This window comes from Sphingobium sp. FG58, from assembly GCF_057809055.1.
The window spans coordinates 295,443-311,636 of sequence record NZ_JBMDJF010000004.1 but is presented as its reverse complement, the minus strand read 5'-3'; the positions used below and the strand labels follow the sequence as shown (position 1 = coordinate 311,636).

The 16,194-nt window shown below is 64.2% G+C and carries 15 protein-coding genes; 5 read left to right on the top strand and 10 right to left on the bottom strand.

Going from position 1 to position 16,194, the window contains the following annotated elements; all coding sequences use genetic code 11:
* Window positions 1-19 precede the first annotated feature (19 nt).
* From ACODR8_RS07980 to ACODR8_RS07960, 5 genes are all read left to right on the top strand, one after another.
* On the top strand, window positions 20-1,519 hold the full coding sequence (locus ACODR8_RS07980; RefSeq protein WP_489006739.1) for a UxaA family hydrolase: 1,500 nt from the start codon (window positions 20-22) through the stop codon (window positions 1,517-1,519).
* Between the two features lie 53 nt (window positions 1,520-1,572).
* Window positions 1,573-2,607, top strand: coding sequence for a ribosome small subunit-dependent GTPase A (gene rsgA / locus ACODR8_RS07975; RefSeq protein WP_489006738.1), 1,035 nt, complete (start codon window positions 1,573-1,575; stop codon window positions 2,605-2,607).
* 111 nt (window positions 2,608-2,718) lie between these two features.
* Window positions 2,719-3,024: a hypothetical protein gene (locus tag ACODR8_RS07970; RefSeq protein WP_489006737.1), complete on the top strand. Its 306-nt coding sequence runs from the start codon at window positions 2,719-2,721 to the stop codon at window positions 3,022-3,024.
* On the top strand, window positions 3,021-4,604 hold the full coding sequence (locus ACODR8_RS07965; protein ID WP_489006736.1) for a PepSY-associated TM helix domain-containing protein: 1,584 nt from the start codon (window positions 3,021-3,023) through the stop codon (window positions 4,602-4,604). The genes ACODR8_RS07970 and ACODR8_RS07965 overlap by 4 nt, the downstream gene beginning before the upstream one ends.
* Window positions 4,601-4,909, top strand: coding sequence for a hypothetical protein (locus tag ACODR8_RS07960; RefSeq protein ID WP_489006735.1), 309 nt, complete (start codon window positions 4,601-4,603; stop codon window positions 4,907-4,909). Before ACODR8_RS07965 ends, ACODR8_RS07960 begins: the two co-directional genes overlap by 4 nt.
* Here ACODR8_RS07960 and ACODR8_RS07955 read toward each other — a convergent pair.
* The 10 genes from ACODR8_RS07955 to ACODR8_RS07910 form a co-directional block, all read right to left on the bottom strand.
* Window positions 4,896-5,813, bottom strand: coding sequence for a response regulator (locus ACODR8_RS07955; RefSeq protein WP_489006734.1), 918 nt, complete (start codon window positions 5,811-5,813; stop codon window positions 4,896-4,898). The genes ACODR8_RS07960 and ACODR8_RS07955 overlap by 14 nt on opposite strands.
* A complete protein-coding gene (locus ACODR8_RS07950) occupies window positions 5,810-9,169 on the bottom strand; it encodes a hybrid sensor histidine kinase/response regulator (RefSeq protein WP_489006733.1) in 3,360 nt (1,119 codons plus the stop codon). Before ACODR8_RS07950 ends, ACODR8_RS07955 begins: the two co-directional genes overlap by 4 nt.
* The gene (gene ureG / locus ACODR8_RS07945) at window positions 9,169-9,813 is read right to left on the bottom strand and encodes an urease accessory protein UreG (protein ID WP_489006732.1); all 645 of its coding nucleotides are present in this window, start codon (window positions 9,811-9,813) and stop codon (window positions 9,169-9,171) included. Before ureG ends, ACODR8_RS07950 begins: the two co-directional genes overlap by 1 nt.
* A complete protein-coding gene (locus ACODR8_RS07940; RefSeq protein WP_489006731.1) occupies window positions 9,810-10,526 on the bottom strand; it encodes an urease accessory protein UreF in 717 nt (238 codons plus the stop codon). Before ACODR8_RS07940 ends, ureG begins: the two co-directional genes overlap by 4 nt.
* Window positions 10,480-10,977 carry an urease accessory protein UreE gene (gene ureE, locus ACODR8_RS07935; protein ID WP_489006730.1) on the bottom strand — a complete coding sequence of 166 codons (498 nt, stop codon included), beginning with the start codon at window positions 10,975-10,977 and terminating at the stop codon, window positions 10,480-10,482. The genes ACODR8_RS07940 and ureE overlap by 47 nt, the downstream gene beginning before the upstream one ends.
* A gap of 121 nt (window positions 10,978-11,098) precedes the next feature.
* Complete coding sequence (ureC, locus tag ACODR8_RS07930; RefSeq protein WP_489006729.1) at window positions 11,099-12,811, bottom strand: urease subunit alpha; 1,713 nt, start codon at window positions 12,809-12,811, stop codon at window positions 11,099-11,101.
* A gap of 157 nt (window positions 12,812-12,968) precedes the next feature.
* Window positions 12,969-13,274, bottom strand: coding sequence for an urease subunit beta (locus tag ACODR8_RS07925; protein WP_489006728.1), 306 nt, complete (start codon window positions 13,272-13,274; stop codon window positions 12,969-12,971).
* A 67-nt stretch (window positions 13,275-13,341) separates the two neighbouring features.
* Entirely contained in the window at window positions 13,342-13,644 is a 303-nt protein-coding gene (locus ACODR8_RS07920) for an urease subunit gamma (RefSeq protein WP_489006727.1), read from the bottom strand.
* 4 nt (window positions 13,645-13,648) lie between these two features.
* Entirely contained in the window at window positions 13,649-14,497 is an 849-nt protein-coding gene (locus ACODR8_RS07915) for an urease accessory protein UreD (RefSeq protein WP_489006726.1), read from the bottom strand.
* A gap of 183 nt (window positions 14,498-14,680) precedes the next feature.
* On the bottom strand, window positions 14,681-16,177 hold the full coding sequence (locus ACODR8_RS07910; RefSeq protein WP_489006725.1) for an agmatinase family protein: 1,497 nt from the start codon (window positions 16,175-16,177) through the stop codon (window positions 14,681-14,683).
* Window positions 16,178-16,194: the final 17 nt, after the last annotated feature.

Below are 16,194 nucleotides of genomic sequence, written 5' to 3'. Positions count from 1 at the left end.
AACGATCTATTCCAATGCCATGCCAGACCCAGAAATCATGGCGCTGCAAGTCGCGCGGGACGATGATGTAGCCGTTGCGTTGATGCCGCTCGTGCCGGGCCAGGTGGTTGCCATCGGTGATCGCGAAGTGACCATTGTCGATGCGATCGCGCCGGGCCACAAATTTGCCGTCGATGACATATCCATCGGTAGCGCCGTCCGCCGTTATCGCGCCCCGATTGGCACCGCGACGCAGCCGATCGGCGTCGGTGAGCATGTGCATAGTCATAATGTGCAAACCGCGCTGCGGGGCGAACTTGCATACGAATATACGGCTAAGGCTGCGGAGGCGATCGAAACGCCGGGCGGTGAACGGCCCGGTTTCATGGGCTATGTCCGGCAGGACGGCAGCGTCGGTATCCGCAATGAAATCTGGATATTGCCCTCGGTCGGCTGCGTCGGCCGTTTGGGCGAAAGGCTGGCCCGCTGGGGCGAGGGTCTGGTCGGCGACCATGTCGATGGCGTCCATGCGTTCAACCATCCCTTTGGCTGCTCGCAACTGGGCCATGATCTGGAAGGCACGACTGCGATCCTTGCTTCGCTGGCGCAAAACCCCAATGCAGGCGGCGTGTTGATCGTCGGCCTGGGCTGCGAATCCAACCAGCTCGACCTGATATTGGCGCAGATCCCGCCAGAAAAACGGGCGCGGGTCCGCACGGTGCGGGCGCAGAGCGAGCAGGATGAATTTGCCGCGGGCAAGGCGGCGCTGGAGGCGCTGGCCGATCTGATGGCGCAGGATGTGCGGCAGCCTGTGCCGCTGTCGGCGCTGCGGCTGGGGGTCAAATGCGGTGGCTCCGACGCGATGAGTGGCCTGACCGCCAATCCGCTGATCGGCCGGATGGCGGACGCGGTTACCCAAGCGGGCGGAACGGCGGTCCTGACCGAAATTCCCGAAATGTTCGGCGCGGAACAATTGCTGCTGGCGCGGGCGGAGAGCCAGGCGGTGTTCGACCGGCTGACGCAAGTGGTCAATCGGTTCAAACGCTATTTTCTGGACCATGGCGAGCCGGTGTCGGAAAATCCCAGCCCCGGCAATATCGCAGGCGGCATCACCACGCTGGAGGAGAAATCGCTCGGTGCGGTGCAAAAGGGCGGTCTGGCGCGCGTCGTGGATGTCATCGATTATGGCCATATCGCGACCCGGCACGGGCTGACGATATTGGAGGCGCCGGGCAACGACGCAGTATCGACGACAGCATTGGCGGCAGCGGGCGTGACGCTGACACTGTTTTCCACGGGCCGTGGCACCCCGCTCGGCAGTCCAGTGCCGACTATGAAGATCGCGTCCAACTCGGCTCTGGCAGCGGCCAAGCCGGGCTGGATCGACTTCGACGCAGGCATGGTCCTGACCGACGGCATCGATGCCGCTGCGAACGCCTTGCTGGATCGCATCGTCGCCGTCGCGAGTGGTGCGCAGGCCTGTAATGAGCGCAATGACGAACGCTCCATCGGCATCTGGAAACGCGGCGTCACCCTTTAGGCGCGCGCAACGCTCCCTATACAAACGGCCATTTGCGCGGCATGGCAGAATGTATGGAAGCAACTCATCAGACGTTGGACGAGCTGGGCTGGCGCGCCTTTTTCAGCACGCAAGTCCTGGAGGCTGACGACAACGGCGGCAAGCCATATCGCGTGATGGCGGTCCATCGCGGCAAGATCGCGGTGGCAGGCGAGGGTGGGGCGCTCGATATCCAGCCCGGCTTTGGCGATGGCCTGGCGGCTGAGGATCATCCCACCGTTGGCGACTGGGTACTGGTCGATCCTGCCACGCTTCAGATCACGCAGATTCTTCAGCGCGCCAACCTGTTCAAGCGGCGAGCGCCCGGTGGTGACCAGAAAACCCAGCTGATCGCCGCCAATGTCGATACGCTCTTCATCGTCGCGTCCTGCAATCAGGATTTCAGCATCCCCCGGCTGGAACGCTATCTGATCCTGGCGCGCGAGGTGGGCGTGCATCCCGTGATCGTCCTGACCAAGACCGATCTGACCGACACGCCAGAGGTTTTCGCGGCGGCGGCGCGTGATTTGCAGCCGGGATTGCAGGTGGAAACCATCAACGGCAAAGACCCCGCCAGCGCGGCGCGCCTCTCCGACTGGTGTGGCAAGGGGCAAACCGTCGCGCTGGTCGGGTCGTCCGGCGTTGGCAAATCCACGCTGGTCAACACCCTGCGCGGATCGGACAGCATCGCGACCCAGGATATCCGCAAGGCCGACGGCACGGGGCGGCATACCACGACCGTGCGGGAGATGCACCGGCTGCACCAGGGCGGCTGGTTGCTCGACACGCCGGGGATGCGTGAATTGCAACTGACCCACGTGGCGTCGGGCCTTGCCGTTGTGTTTGCCGACATAGTCGAGGCAGCGGAGCAGTGCCGCTTTTCCGACTGCGCCCATAAAGGTGAACCGGGGTGCGCGGTTCAGGCGGCGATCGCGAGTGGCACGCTGACGCCCGCCCGTCTGGACCGCTGGCGCGCGCTGGTGGCGGAAGAGACCTATAACAGCGCCAGCCCGGCCGAACGCCGCGCGTTGGACCGTATCGCCGCAGCGGCGGCCGCCAAGCGAAAATGAGATGCGATCCGCTGCATTGAGCGACATAATGTCTGTCGCTACTGATGATAATGACTTGCAATATGCAGTAACGGCGATATGGGATTGGCGATGTTCCATTGAGGTCTTGCCATGTCACCCCGATCACGCCGCTGGATACGCATAGCGCTCGCCGGACCGGGGGCGGTGATCGTGGCGCTCGTCATGACGGCGGGCATGGCGCTGTGGCTGCCGGGCGGGGCGGCAGGGATCGATAATCTTGTGCTCCCGCTGATATTGGTGCCGCTGGTCTGGGCCGGGCTGTTCTTCCACGCCTGTCTTGACCGGCGGCTCGGTCGGGTCGCGATCATCGCAGGGGGGCTGTTGCTGATCCATGGCGGGCTGATCGCGCAGAAATTTGGGGCAACACAACCCGCCGCAACGGAGAGCCATCGATGATCCACCTGCCCAAGGATGAAACCAAGGCGATGGTCGCGGTGCATGGCTGGTCGGGCATCTTGCTCGGCCTGCTGCTCTATGCGGTGGTGCTGACCGGCACGGCGGCAGTGTTCGCCGAGGAGATCGGCATCTGGTCGGCGGGCCATATCACGTCGCAATCAGCGTTCGAGCGGCCGATGGCGGACACAATGCGCGCGCTGGGCGAGCGCACGCCCAAGCAATATCATGAAGCTGTCGATCTGTTCGAGGTGGGTGACCATGATCTGGGCGCCTTCTTCCACCGGCATGAGATGGACAAGGGCGAACTGATCAGCCGGGGCATCTTCTATGTCGTCGGCAAGGATGGCCGTGTCACCCACAGCCAGCAGGGGACGGACGAGGATGTGTACGGCCCGCGCAACGACAATGCGCTGAGCAGCTTCCTGGTCGATACCCATGTGCGGCTCCATGTCCCCAATCCCTGGGGGCTGTTGCTGACTGGGATCGTCGGCCTGTCGATGCTGGTCGCCGCAGTGTCCGGCCTGCTGATCCATCGTCATCTGTTCAAGGATATCTTCACGCTGCGTCGCAAGGCGAACCCGGTGCTGGTCAATCGCGACCGGCACAGCGTGGCTGGCACATGGAGCCTGCCCTTCGCCTTCATCCTGGCCTTTACCGGCAGCTTCTTCTCCTTCTTCGGCACGATCGGCGTGCCGATCGTCGCGATGGCGGCCTTTGGTGGGGATGTCGTCGCGCTGACCGAGGCGGTCTATGGCACCCCCGGCAAGCCCGATCCCCGGCCCGCTGCCATCGGCAATTTTGATCGTATCACCAGCGATGCGATCGCGCGGGCCGGGGCGATCCCGACCTTCGTCGCGGTCGAGAATTACGGGCGTGCCGATGCCAAAGTGACGACCTATCACCCTCCAAAAAGCGGCGGCCTCGCTCCCATTTCCCTGCTCTATGATGGTGCCACGGCGCAGTTCAATCAGGTCAAACCACTGATCGGTCCCGCGCCCTCCGCGGGCGGCACATTGGCTGCGATCATGTCACCGCTCCACTTCGGCAATTTCGCCGGGATGCTGTCTAAGGCGATCTGGTTCGGCCTGGGTTTTGCCATGTGCTACGTCACCTATACCGGCATCCGCCTCTGGCTGGTGCGGCGGGAGGAGGGCGCGCGGTCGCTGGGCTGGCTTGATCGGTCGCTGGTCATCGTCGGGCTGGGCCTGCCCGTTGCGCTGCTGGCTTCGACTGCTGCTTTCCTTGTCGCCATGCCGCTGGGCAGCGCGACCTACTGGACGCCCGCCAGTTTCCTGATCGCGTCTGCCGCCATCATCCTGGCCGGGTTCCTGTGGCCGACCAGCACCGCCTTCGCGCGTGTGCTGCAAGGGGCGATGGCGGCCATCATGCTGGTCCTGCTGCCGCTGCGCCTGCTGACCGGTGGCCCCGGCTGGGCGAACGCGATGGCGGCGGGGCAGCCGGTTATCGTGGCGCTGGATCTGGCTTTCCTGCTGACCGGTGGCTGGTTGCTATGGTCGGTTGTTCGGACCAGCCAGAGCCGTCAGAGCGCTGGGCATCGCGTCTTGCAGGCAGCGGAATGATGGCCATGCTGCTGGCCTCGATCGCTTTTTCCGCTGGACTTCTGGCGCTCCTGTGCCTGGGCGATCCCAAGCGGCGACGGAGCATCAAATTGCCCGGCGCGGTGCAGGGGACGACCGCACGCCGACTTCTCACGGCCGCCAGCCTGTTGCCGGGGGCTGCCTTTGTCCTAGCGGGCGATGCGGCGGCGTTTCTGCTGTGGCTCGGCGGCTATGCTGTGGTCGGCTGGCTCGTCACCCTCGCCTTTTCGGCATGGACGAAACGCATTGAGGCTAGCCGCGAATCAGGCGTGCCTATTGCGCGATGATCCTGACTGCGAAGGCTGCCGCCGCCGCCCGTGTCTCCACGCCCAATTTCTCGAAAATCTGCTCCAGATGCTTGTTCACCGTGCGGGGGCTGATGACCAATATCTCGCTGATGACACGGTTGGGTTTGCCATAGCTGATCCATAGCAGCACTTCGGCTTCGCGCTGGGTCAGGGCGAAATGGCTTTGTAGCCGGGCAATGTCGGCCTGCGGGTCCAGATGATTGAGGCGGATCAGGGTTTCGCCTGCGCGGGGGCGACCGACGATGATCAGTTCCACCGTGTCGCCGCCGGGGCTGTCGGTCTTGACCGTGGTGCCTGCGGGCAGATCGTCGGGCAGCAGGCGGGCGACCGGCGTCCGCAGCATTGTGGGGAGTGCGGCGTCGGTGCGCGACCAGCCGGGTTCGAGCGCTTCCATGAGTTTGTCCGCGCCGGGCGTGCGCCACGACAGCGCGCCGTCGCTGCCGACCGCGATCAGGTTGCGGCCGGTCGCGTCGAGCGCATAATGGCCGCCCTGCGTCTGGCGCGCATTGGCCATATGGACGCGGACGCGGGCAAGCAGTTCCTCGACCACGATCGGCTTGCGAACATAATCGACGCCGCCCGCTTCGAGCGCATGGACCACATGTTCGCTTTCGGTAAGGCCAGTCATGAAGATGATCGGCACCGGCGCGCCGCGCGGCATCTGCTTGATCGCGCGGGTGGTTTCAAAGCCGTCGAGGCCCGGCATCACCGCGTCCATCAGGATCAGGTCGGGCGTCACATGGGCCAGCAGTTCGAGCGCCGCTTCGCCGCTGGTGGCGATCAGGACGGAAATGGCCGCCGCCTCCAGCGTGTCGGTCAGGAAACGGAGCGATTCCGGCGTATCGTCGACGACGAGGACGGTGTCGGCATGGGGTGTGGTCATTTGACGGCCCTTATGATTTTTATCAGCCCCTTAAGGTCGAAACGGTCGAGATGGGCAAGCATCCGCGCGACGAGCGGCTGGGCCTCCGGTACGGCTGCTTCGAGCGCCCGGATGCTCGATTCGATGCCGCGCACATGGCCGATGATCGCCTTCTGCTCGATATCGGCCAGGATGGGCAGCGCGTCCTCTGGCAGGATCGGCAGGTCCATGTCGTCGGGCGCTGGCGCAGGCGGCAGCGGGGCGTCGCCGGTCCAGCGGATATGGAGCTGATCGGCGATCGCGTCCAGCAGCGCGTCGAGATCGACCGGCTTCATCAGGAACATGTCATGCGCGGCCTGCCCGTCGCCGCCGCGATGATATTCATGGGCGTTCGCTGACACCATGATGATCCGCACTGCGCCGCCCAGCGTTGCGCGCAAAGCCCGGCTGATGTCCCAGCCGGATTCGCCAGGCATGGAGATATCGAGAAGGATGATGTCGGGCGCATCGCGGGCCGCGATGTCCAGCCCCGCGCGACCGCTCAGCGCTTCCATGACGGTGAAGTCGAGCGGTTCGAGCAGCCCGCGCAGCACCGCAACCTGCGCCGGATCATCGTCGATCAGCAATATCTTGCGGCGATCGCCGACATAGCCCGAAATCCGGTCCACCGGCGGCGCATCCTCTACCGGGTTGGCGACATGGCCCAGCATCAGGCGGACGGTGAACTGGGTTCCGCGACCGGCTTCACTGACGACGGACAGGTCGCCGCCCAATATCTGGACCAGCGCTTGGGTGATCGACAGGCCAAGGCCGATCCCCTTCTGCCGCTGCGCGTCGGGGTTGCTGCCGCGATCAAACGGGTCGAACACGCGCTTCAGGTCATCGGGCGCGATGCCGATGCCGGTGTCGATAATGTCGAAGGTCGCCATCTGGCTGCGATAGGCGACGCGGAAGGTGACCGAACCGGAACGGGTGAACTTGATCGCGTTGGACAGCAGGTTGATCAGGATCTGGCGCAGGCGTTTCTGGTCGGTGCGGACGAAATCGGGGAGTTGTTCGGGACGTTCGAACAGGAAGTCGATGCCCTTCGACTGCGCCTGCGGGCGAAACATGTTGGCGATCTGATCGACAAAGGGGGTCAGGCGCACCGTTTCGCTGCTGATGCGCAGCACGCCGCTCTCAACCTGGCTGATGTCCAGCAGCCCTTCGACCAGATTGGTGAGATGTTCAGCGCTGCGGCGGATGATTTTGGCGGCTTCGACCGGGGCGATGTCGTGGCCGCGTTCCATCAGCTGGGCGTAGCCGTAGATGGAGTTCAAGGGCGACCGGATTTCATGGCTGACGCTGACGAGATAGCGGCTTTTGGCGGCATTGGCGGATTCGGCGGCTTCCTTGGCCTTTTGCAGCTGCGCGCCGGTCACGTCATGGGCGATCACCTCTTCCATCAGCTTCTGCACATGATGCTCGCTTTCCTGCATCGCGGATCGGCGGCTTTGATGGGCCAGCACGATCATCCAGGCGATGACCCCGCCGAACAGCGAAAAGAGCAGGAAGAGGCCGAGCATCAGGCCGGACATCTCCGCCGCAATGTCGGGCATCCGGCGACCGATCTGCCAGTTGATACCGCCCAGCAAGGCGGCATTGGCGATGGTGATGGCGGCCATGACGGCGATGAAATGGCCGACCGGCGTATGGACATAGCGGGCTATGCTTTGTGGCAGCAGGCGTTCGAGCCAGCGCGCGGCCTGCTGCGTGGCGCGGCTGTCGCTCTTGCAGCGATCATGGCAGCGCGCCTCCAGCGTGCAGCAGAGCGAACAGATCGGCGCGGCATACATGGGGCAATGCGCCATATCGACAGGCTGGAATGCGTTTTCGCAGATGATGCAGGTCTTGGCGTCGTCCCCCTCCGTCACCTCGGCGCGGCGGGCGATATAATAGCGACCATGGGTGATGAGCGCGATCAGTGGTGCCGCAATGAAGGCCACGGCCATGCCGATGACCGGCGCGAAGGCCTGCGCCACCGCGCCCAGCAGGCCCAGATGTGCGCTGCCCGATATCAGGATCGACAAAAGCATCGCGCCGATGCCGACCGGGTTGATGTCATAGAGGTGCGCGCGCTTGAATTCGATTCCGGCGGGGGAGAGGCCCAGCGGCTTGGAGATCATCAGATCGGCGGCCAGCGCCCCGATCCAGCCCGCCGCGGCGGTGGCGTAGAGGATCAATATCGCCTCGATCGCGTCGAAAATGCCGACTTCCATCAACAGCAGCGCCAGCAACACGTTGAAGATCAGCCACACGACGCGGCCAGGATGGCTGTGGGTCAGACGGGCGAAGAAATTGGACCAGGCGATCGACCCGGCATAGGCGTTGGTGACGTTGATCTTCAATTGGCAGACGATGACGAACAGTCCGGTGATAACAAGCGACAGCCCGGCATGGCCAGACATGGCGGTGAAGATCGCGTGGAACATGGCCGTCGGGTTGGCGGCGTCACTCGCCAAAGCCGCGCCGCCGATCAGATAATGGGCGAGCCAGGAGCCAAGCAGCAGCTTCATGCCGCCGATCAACGTCCAGCCCGGCCCCCCCGCCAGCATCGCCGCCCACCATTTGCCTTTGCCGATCTTCTTCGCGCTGGGCAGGAAGCGCAGATAATCTGCCTGCTCGCCAATTTGTGGCAAAAGGGAGAGCAGGGTGGACAGCGCGAAGCCGAAATAGAGCAGGCTGACGCTGCCATCCTTCGCGCCCAACTGACCGGTGAAGCGAGACCATTCCGCCAGCGCCGAAGGGCCGGACCAGAGGATATAGGCGATGGGCGCAATTTGCAGCGCGATCCAGATGCCTTGCGTCGCATTCTGGAAGCGGGTGATGGCGCTCATGCCGTAAAGGGCAATCGGAATGACGATGAGGGCGCTCACCAGATAGGCAATGCTCATCGCCATACCGGTCATCGCGGTCAGCGCCACGGCCATGATCGTCGCTTCGACCGAGAAGAGCAGGAAGGTGAAACTGGCGTAAATCAAGGAGGTCAGGGTGGAACCGAGATAGCCGAACCCAGCGCCGCGCGTCAGCAGGTCGATGTCCAGGCCATGTTTGGCGGCATGATAGGCAATCGGCAGTCCGATGACGAACATCAGGGCGACGGCAGCAGCGATGGCCGCGACGCTGTTGGCGAAACCATAGGTGAGCGTAATCGACGCGCCGATCGCTTCGCAGGCGAGGAAGGCGGTCGCGCCGATCGCGGTGTTGGCGACCTGCCCCGCCGACCAGCGCCGGGCGCTGTCGGCGGTATAGCGCAGGGCATAATCCTCCAATGTCTGGCTGGCGACCCACTTATTGTAGAGCCGCTTTTCGCGCAGGACATAGGCGGCGCGATCCATCAGATCGCGGCAGGGAAGGGGCGCAGGCCGCCGGTCGCAACGATGAAATCGATGACCGCAGCCAGCCCGATATTGTCCTTGAGGTTCGTGAACAGGAACGGGCGATCGCCGCGCATCTTCTTCGCGTCACGGTCCATCACGCCCAGATCCGCGCCGACCAGCGGGGCCAGGTCGATCTTGTTGATCAGCAGCAGGTCCGACCGGGTGATGCCGGGACCACCCTTGCGCGGAATCTTGTCACCCGCCGACACGTCGATGACATAGATGGTGATGTCGGCCAGTTCGGGGCTGAAGGTCGCGGCCAGATTGTCGCCGCCGCTTTCTATGAAGATGAGTTCCAGGCCGGGAAATTTGCGGTGCATCGTGTCCACGGCCGCCAGGTTGATGCTGGCATCCTCGCGGATCGCGGTGTGCGGGCAGCCGCCGGTTTCCACGCCCATGATCCGTTCAGGCACCAGCGCGCCGGATCGGGTGAGAAACTCCGCATCCTCGCGCGTGTAAATGTCGTTGGTGATAGCGGCGATATTATAGTGGTCGCGCATCGCCTTGCACAGCCGGTCGGTCAGCGCGGTCTTGCCGGAGCCGACCGGGCCGCCAATGCCGACGCGCAGGGGACCGTTATGACCAGAAGGAACCGGATTCATGATCGGAACAACCTTGTATAAAGTGTTTCGTGGGAAAGGCTGGCGAGTTCAAGGTCTGGCGCGGCGGTGCCGAGATCGTCGAGCGACGTGTGGAGCGCCCTCTCTGCAATGGCTGGAATGGCATGGGATAGCGCGGCGAGCGCCAACTGGCCATCGGTCTGGCCCAGTGGCACGAGGCGGATGCCCGCCGAGACAAGATTGGCGGCGATAGAGTGCAGCCAGCCGTGCAGCGCAGGTTCCAGTGGGATGTCGTGGACGGCGCAGGCCAGCGCCATGACGGTGGCATGGGCGATGGGGTGGTCACCGTTGCGTGCCGCGAAAGCGTCGAGTGCGGGGTGCGGCCATGCTCGCCGCGTGACCGACAGGAAGGAGCCACCCTGCTGGCGGCTTTCAAGCGCGGTTTCGCTGCTGCCGCGAAAGGCGGCGGCGAGTTCGGACAGGGCATCGAACGCCGCGTCATCCTGCGCGGCGCGGTGGGCGTGGACGAACAGCACGGCATCGATCCAGCCGCCGCCGCGCGCCAGCACCGCCTCGACATAGGCGGTGACATGACCGGCCGTGGTGATGCGGCCATCCTCGACCGCGGTTTCCAGACCATGGCTGTAGGTGAAGCTGCCCACCGGATAGGAAGGCGAGGTCCAGGCCAACAGGCGGTGGAGCGCGGCGTCAGCCAGCATGGTCGTGATGATGATCATGGGAATGATCGTGGTCATGCCCGTGATGATGATGCCCGCCGCCGGAATAAGCGCCGCCTTCGGGGGTGAAGGGTGCATTGATTTTCGTGACGGTCGCGCCCAGCCCCTCCAGCATGGCGTTGATGACATGGTCGTCGCGCAGACGGATGGCGTGGGGGTGCAGTTCGGCTGGCAGGTGGCGGTTGCCGATGTGCCAGGCGAGGCGGATCATCGCGGCCGGGTCTGCGGCGGTTACCTCGACCAGCGCTTCGGGCGCGGCGAGGATTTCGACCAGACGCCCGTCGGACAGTTGCACCGCATCGCCATGATTCAGCACCGTCGCACGGGCCAGGTCGAGCAGGAACAGCGTGCCATGGTCGGCAGTATAGACCCAGCGGCGGCGGTGGCGCGCGTCATGGTCGAGCATGATATGGTCGGCGGCGGGGCCGGACCAGTGGCCGTGGGGGATGACGGTGTTGGCGGTTAGCATGGGGATGCCCCGATCTGAAGAATAACGTGCTCCCGCGCAGGCGGGAGCCCAGTCGAGACGGCTGAACTGGGCTCCCGCCTGCGCGGGAGCACGTTACGGGATCGGGTGTGTATCGTCCCGGTCAAAACAAAAAATAGCGCTGTGCAAACGGCAGCACGCTCGCCGGTTCGCATGTCAGTAACTCGCCATCCGCTCGCACCTCATAGGTTTCGGGATCGACTTCGATATGCGGCATCGCATCGTTCAATAGCATCGACGCCTTGCCGATCCCCCCGCGCGTGTTGCGCACCGCCTCCAATGGTCGCGCCAGTTGCAACCGCTCTCCGATCCCGTCCGCTATCCCCGCCGCCGACACGAAATGCACCGCCGACAGCGCGCCCGCCCGGCCCATGCTGCCGAACATCGGACGATAATGGACCGGCTGGGGCGTCGGGATGCTGGCATTTGGATCGCCCATCGGCGCGGTCGCGATGCTGCCACCCTTGATCACCAGATCGGGTTTTACCGCGAAGAAGGCAGGGGACCACAGCACCAGATCGGCGAGCTTCCCCACCGCGATCGAGCCGACAATGTGGCTGATGCCGTGGGCGATGGCCGGGTTGATCGTATATTTGGCGACATAGCGTTTGGCACGGAAATTGTCGCTGTCAGCATCGTCCGATCCCAAAGACCCGCGCTGCTGCTTCATCTTGTCGGCGCTCTGCCAGCAGCGGATGATGGTTTCGCCGACCCGCCCCATCGCCTGGCTGTCCGACGACATCATCGAGAAAGCGCCAAGGTCGTGGAGAATATCCTCCGCCGCGATCGTCTCCTTGCGGATGCGGCTGTCGGCGAAGGCGACATCCTCGGCGATGCGCGGGTCGAGATGGTGGCAGACCATCAGCATGTCGAGATGTTCCTCGATCGTGTTGACGGTATAGGGCCGGGTCGGGTTGGTGGAGGAAGGCAGGACGTTGGGCAGCCCTGCCAGCTTGATGATGTCGGGCGCATGGCCACCGCCCGCACCTTCGGTATGGAAGGCGTGGATGGTGCGGCCCTTGAACGCGCCGATCGTGCTTTCGACGAAACCGGCTTCGTTCAGCGTATCGGTATGGATCGCGACCTGAATATCAAACTCGTCCGCGACCGACAGGCAGCAGTCGATCGCCGCAGGGGGCGTCCCCCAATCCTCATGCAGCTTGAGGCCACACGCCCCTGCGCGGATCATTTCGACCAGCGCGGCGGGCTGGCTGGCATTGCCCTTGCCCATCAGCCCGAAATTCATCGGCATGGTTTCCAGCGCCTGGAGCATCCGCCCGATATGCCAGCTGCCCGGCGTGCAGGTGGTGGCCAGCGTGCCATGCGCCGGGCCAGTGCCGCCACCCAGCATGGTGGTAATTCCTGCGTTGAGCGCTTCCTCCACCTGCTGCGGGCAGATGAAATGGATATGCGCGTCGATGCCGCCTGCGGTCAGGATACGGCCTTCGCCGGCTATAATTTCCGTGCCGGGGCCGATGGGGATGGTGACGCCGGGCTGGACGTCCGGGTTGCCCGCCTTGCCGATCGCGGCGATGCGACCATCGCGGATCGACACGTCCGCCTTGATGATCCCCCAATGGTCCAGGATCAGCGCGTTGGTGATGACCGTATCGGGCGCGCCGTCGGCGCGGCTCATCTGGCCTTGCCCCATGCCGTCGCGGATCACCTTGCCCCCGCCGAACTTCACCTCCTCGCCATAGACGGTGAGGTCATCCTCGACCCGGATGAGGAGGGAAGAGTCGCCCAGCCGCACCCGGTCGCCGGTGGTCGGGCCGAACATCCCGGCATAGGCGCGACGGGGGATGGTTACGGGCATGGCGATGCCGCCCCGAAATCATCCGTCATCCCCGCGCAGGCGGGGATCCATCTCCCAGCCTTGCATCCGACTGAAAGGGTCGGAGATAGATTGGCTGACGCCGAACTTCGTTTCCTGCCTGCGCTGGAATGACGATGAATGAGGGGAAAGACATTCATCACAATTCCCCCATCACATCACCGCGAAAACCGATGACGATCCTGTCCCCGGCATAAGGGATGAGTTGCACGTCGCGACTCTGCCCCGGCTCGAAACGGACGGCGGTGCCGGACGCAATGTCCAGCCGATAGCCGCGCGCCGCCTTGCGATCGAACAGCAAAGCCGGGTTCGTCTCGGCGAAATGATAATGGCTACCCACCTGGATCGGCCGGTCACCGCTATTGGCGACGGTCAGGCTGATCGGCACCCGCCCTGCGTTCAGGACGATGTCGCCAGCGGCGGGGATGATTTCGCCGGGGATCATAGGATGACGTCCGACACAGCGTGTTCCCGCCTGCGCGGAAACAGGATCAACTTTGTTGCCACCGCCCTCACCGGATCGGCCGATGCACGGTGACGAGCTTGGTGCCGTCAGGGAAGGTCGCCTCCACCTGAATGTCATGAATCATCTCGGCGATGCCCTCCATCACCTGGTCGCGGGTCAGGACATGACCGCCGCTGGCCATCAGCGCAGCGACCGACTGTCCGTCGCGCGCCCCCTCCACCACATGGTCGGTGATCAGCGCGATCGCTTCGGGATGGTTCAGCTTCACCCCGCGCGCCAGCCTCTGCCGCGCAACCATTGCGGCCATCGCAACCAGCAATTTGTCCTTTTCGCGCGGCGTCAGGTTCATGGGCTTAACAATAGCAGATTGTGGGCATGGAGGGCGACAGTCCGAATATCGCTGCGCGTAAAATGCCCGCCGCGCGCATCACGTCCTTGCGCAGCGCCTGCGCGTCATTGCGGGTCAGGCGCAGGATCAGCAACCCGTCAAAGCTGGTCGCGCCACCGGTCGGGGCTTCGACCAACGTGCGGGCGAGATCGAGATAATCGGCGGCATCCGGCCCGGCATAGACGAGGGTGGCGATCGCGCTCGCGTCGCCAAAGCCGAACGGCGCGCGACCTTGTGATGCAAAGTCGCCCTCGACATGCAGCGCATCCGCCCAGACCAGCCGCCCGCCGCGGCGGATGCGCCAGCTGTCGTGGATCAGCCCGCTCTGGTAGCTTTCTCCCATGGCGCTGCGCCCCAGCACCAGCATCTCCATCGCCAACATGCGCGCGTCGAGGGCCATGTCGGCCTCCAGCGTGCGGCGCATCTTGCTGCGGTCAAACAGGATCGCTTCCTGCGCCAGCCATTCGCAGGTCGCGCCTGCGCCGATGCTGATGCGGGTTTCGATGCGGGTCGGCTCATCCTCGTCCAGCGCGCGATAGAGCTTTTCCGCCGCCTGCGGCACGATCGTCGCGGCGACGCCCGGATCGACGATGATATCGAGCGCCAGCCTATCCCCCCCCGTCAGCCCGCCGCAGGTGGTGACAGTGACGGCCAGCGGAAAATCACCCTCCCGCCCGTCGGGAAACAGCAGCCGAGCCGGGGCGACCTGCATCATGTCGCGGATACCGCGCGCCCCGAACGCCACCATGGCGCGGCCATCGACGCGCTGGTGCCGGGACTTGGGCGGCACGGTGATGGCGCGTTGCAGGGTCATGGTCACCATCTGATCAGGCGCGGCAGGTCACGACATGGGGCATATGACGTATGGAACGAAAGGGCGGCTCTGGCCCGCCATCAACCGGCTTAATTGAGTGAGGTGTTCCCGCGAAGGCGGGAACCCAGTCCAGACGCCGGAACTGGATTCCTGCCTTCGCAGAAACACGCGGTGCGCCAAGCCTCAGGTCGTCGGACGCCGCCTGCCACCCCGCCCGTAACCCGGATCGACCTTCTCGGTCTTGCCCTCCTTCGCCGCTTTCTCGCCATAGCCCGGCTGGCCATGTTCGGTCGTCAGGTCGGACAGATAGCCCACCTGCCTGATCCCCTTCTTGCGCATCGCCACTCCGGTCAGGCAGGCGTGCATGATGAAGTTGGCGTTCAATGCGCTGCGATAGGTCGGGTCCAGCACGGGGGCGAGTTCGACGATCTCGAAGCCCACCAGCTCATTTTCCGCGCACAGCCGCCGCACGATCGGGATCGCTTCCCGCATGGTCAGTCCGCCTGGAACCGGGGTGCCGGTGCCGGGAATGAAGGCGGGGTCCAGCACATCGACGTCGAACGAGATAAAGATTTTCTTGCCGCTCTCCCGGGCTTCCTTCAGCGCCCGCTCCATGGTGGCGGCCCAGCCATTTTTCTCAATCTCTGGCATTGCATGATAGCGCACGCCATTGTCGCGCATCCATTCAAAGCCTTCCTTTTCCGGCCATGGTCCGCGCAGCCCGACCTGGATATAGTTTTTGCCCTGGACATGGCCTTCCTTGACCGCGCGATAGACCGGGGCGCCATGGGTGATGAAATGGACCCCGCCCTTGCCCGCATCATAGTGGGAATCGAAATGGACCACGCCAAAACTGCCCTTGCCATGGACATCGGCCAGCCCCGCGACATCGCTATATTCCAGGCTATGGTCGCCCCCGACGATGAAGGGCAGCGCGCCAGTGCGGGCAATCTCCGCCACCCGTTCACGTACATGGGCGACGGAGCGTTCGGTCGACATATTGTCGATGGCGATGTCGCCATAATCGACGATCTTCAGCTCCTTTGACGGATCGACCATGGTGTACATGTCGATGCCGCCCGCGCCATATTGGGTGCGCATCGCCGACGGCCCGCCCTTGGCTCCGCGATAGCCCGATCCCATGTCGAGCGGCGCGCCGACGATCGCCACGTCCACCTTGCCCGCGACCAGATCTTCGGGGAAGATCGCGACCGGCGCTCCTGCAAAGGTAGCAATCCCGCCGCCATAGACGCCGCCGCCGCGACTGTTGGCGTAATAGCTCAGCTCGAACGGCCCCGGTTCGCGCTTGGGGTCCAGCCCGTCGGGGCGGCGCAGTTTCCAGCCGTTGAAATTCTCATTGTCGGTGTCGAGCGGGATCGCGGCCATGTCCGTCTTGGCGTTGAACTTCGACGCCTCGACCGCCGCCATCATTCCTTCAATATAAGCGTCGATCTCCTGTGGCGTCTTGGTCTGCAACCGCTCGAACAATTTGTCGTAGGACCCGGCAAACATTTCGGCCGGATCGGAAATCAGGAAGTCGCGCTTGGCCTTGGACAGCCCCTTGATCTTGGCTTCTAGCGCGGCGGGAATGGCCGGCTTGTCCGATTGGGCGATCACCGCCGCTGATGAAATCACCGTCGCGGCGAGCAGCGCGCCCAGTGCCATGCGTTTGAACGTCATACAGTCCTGCCCCCGAT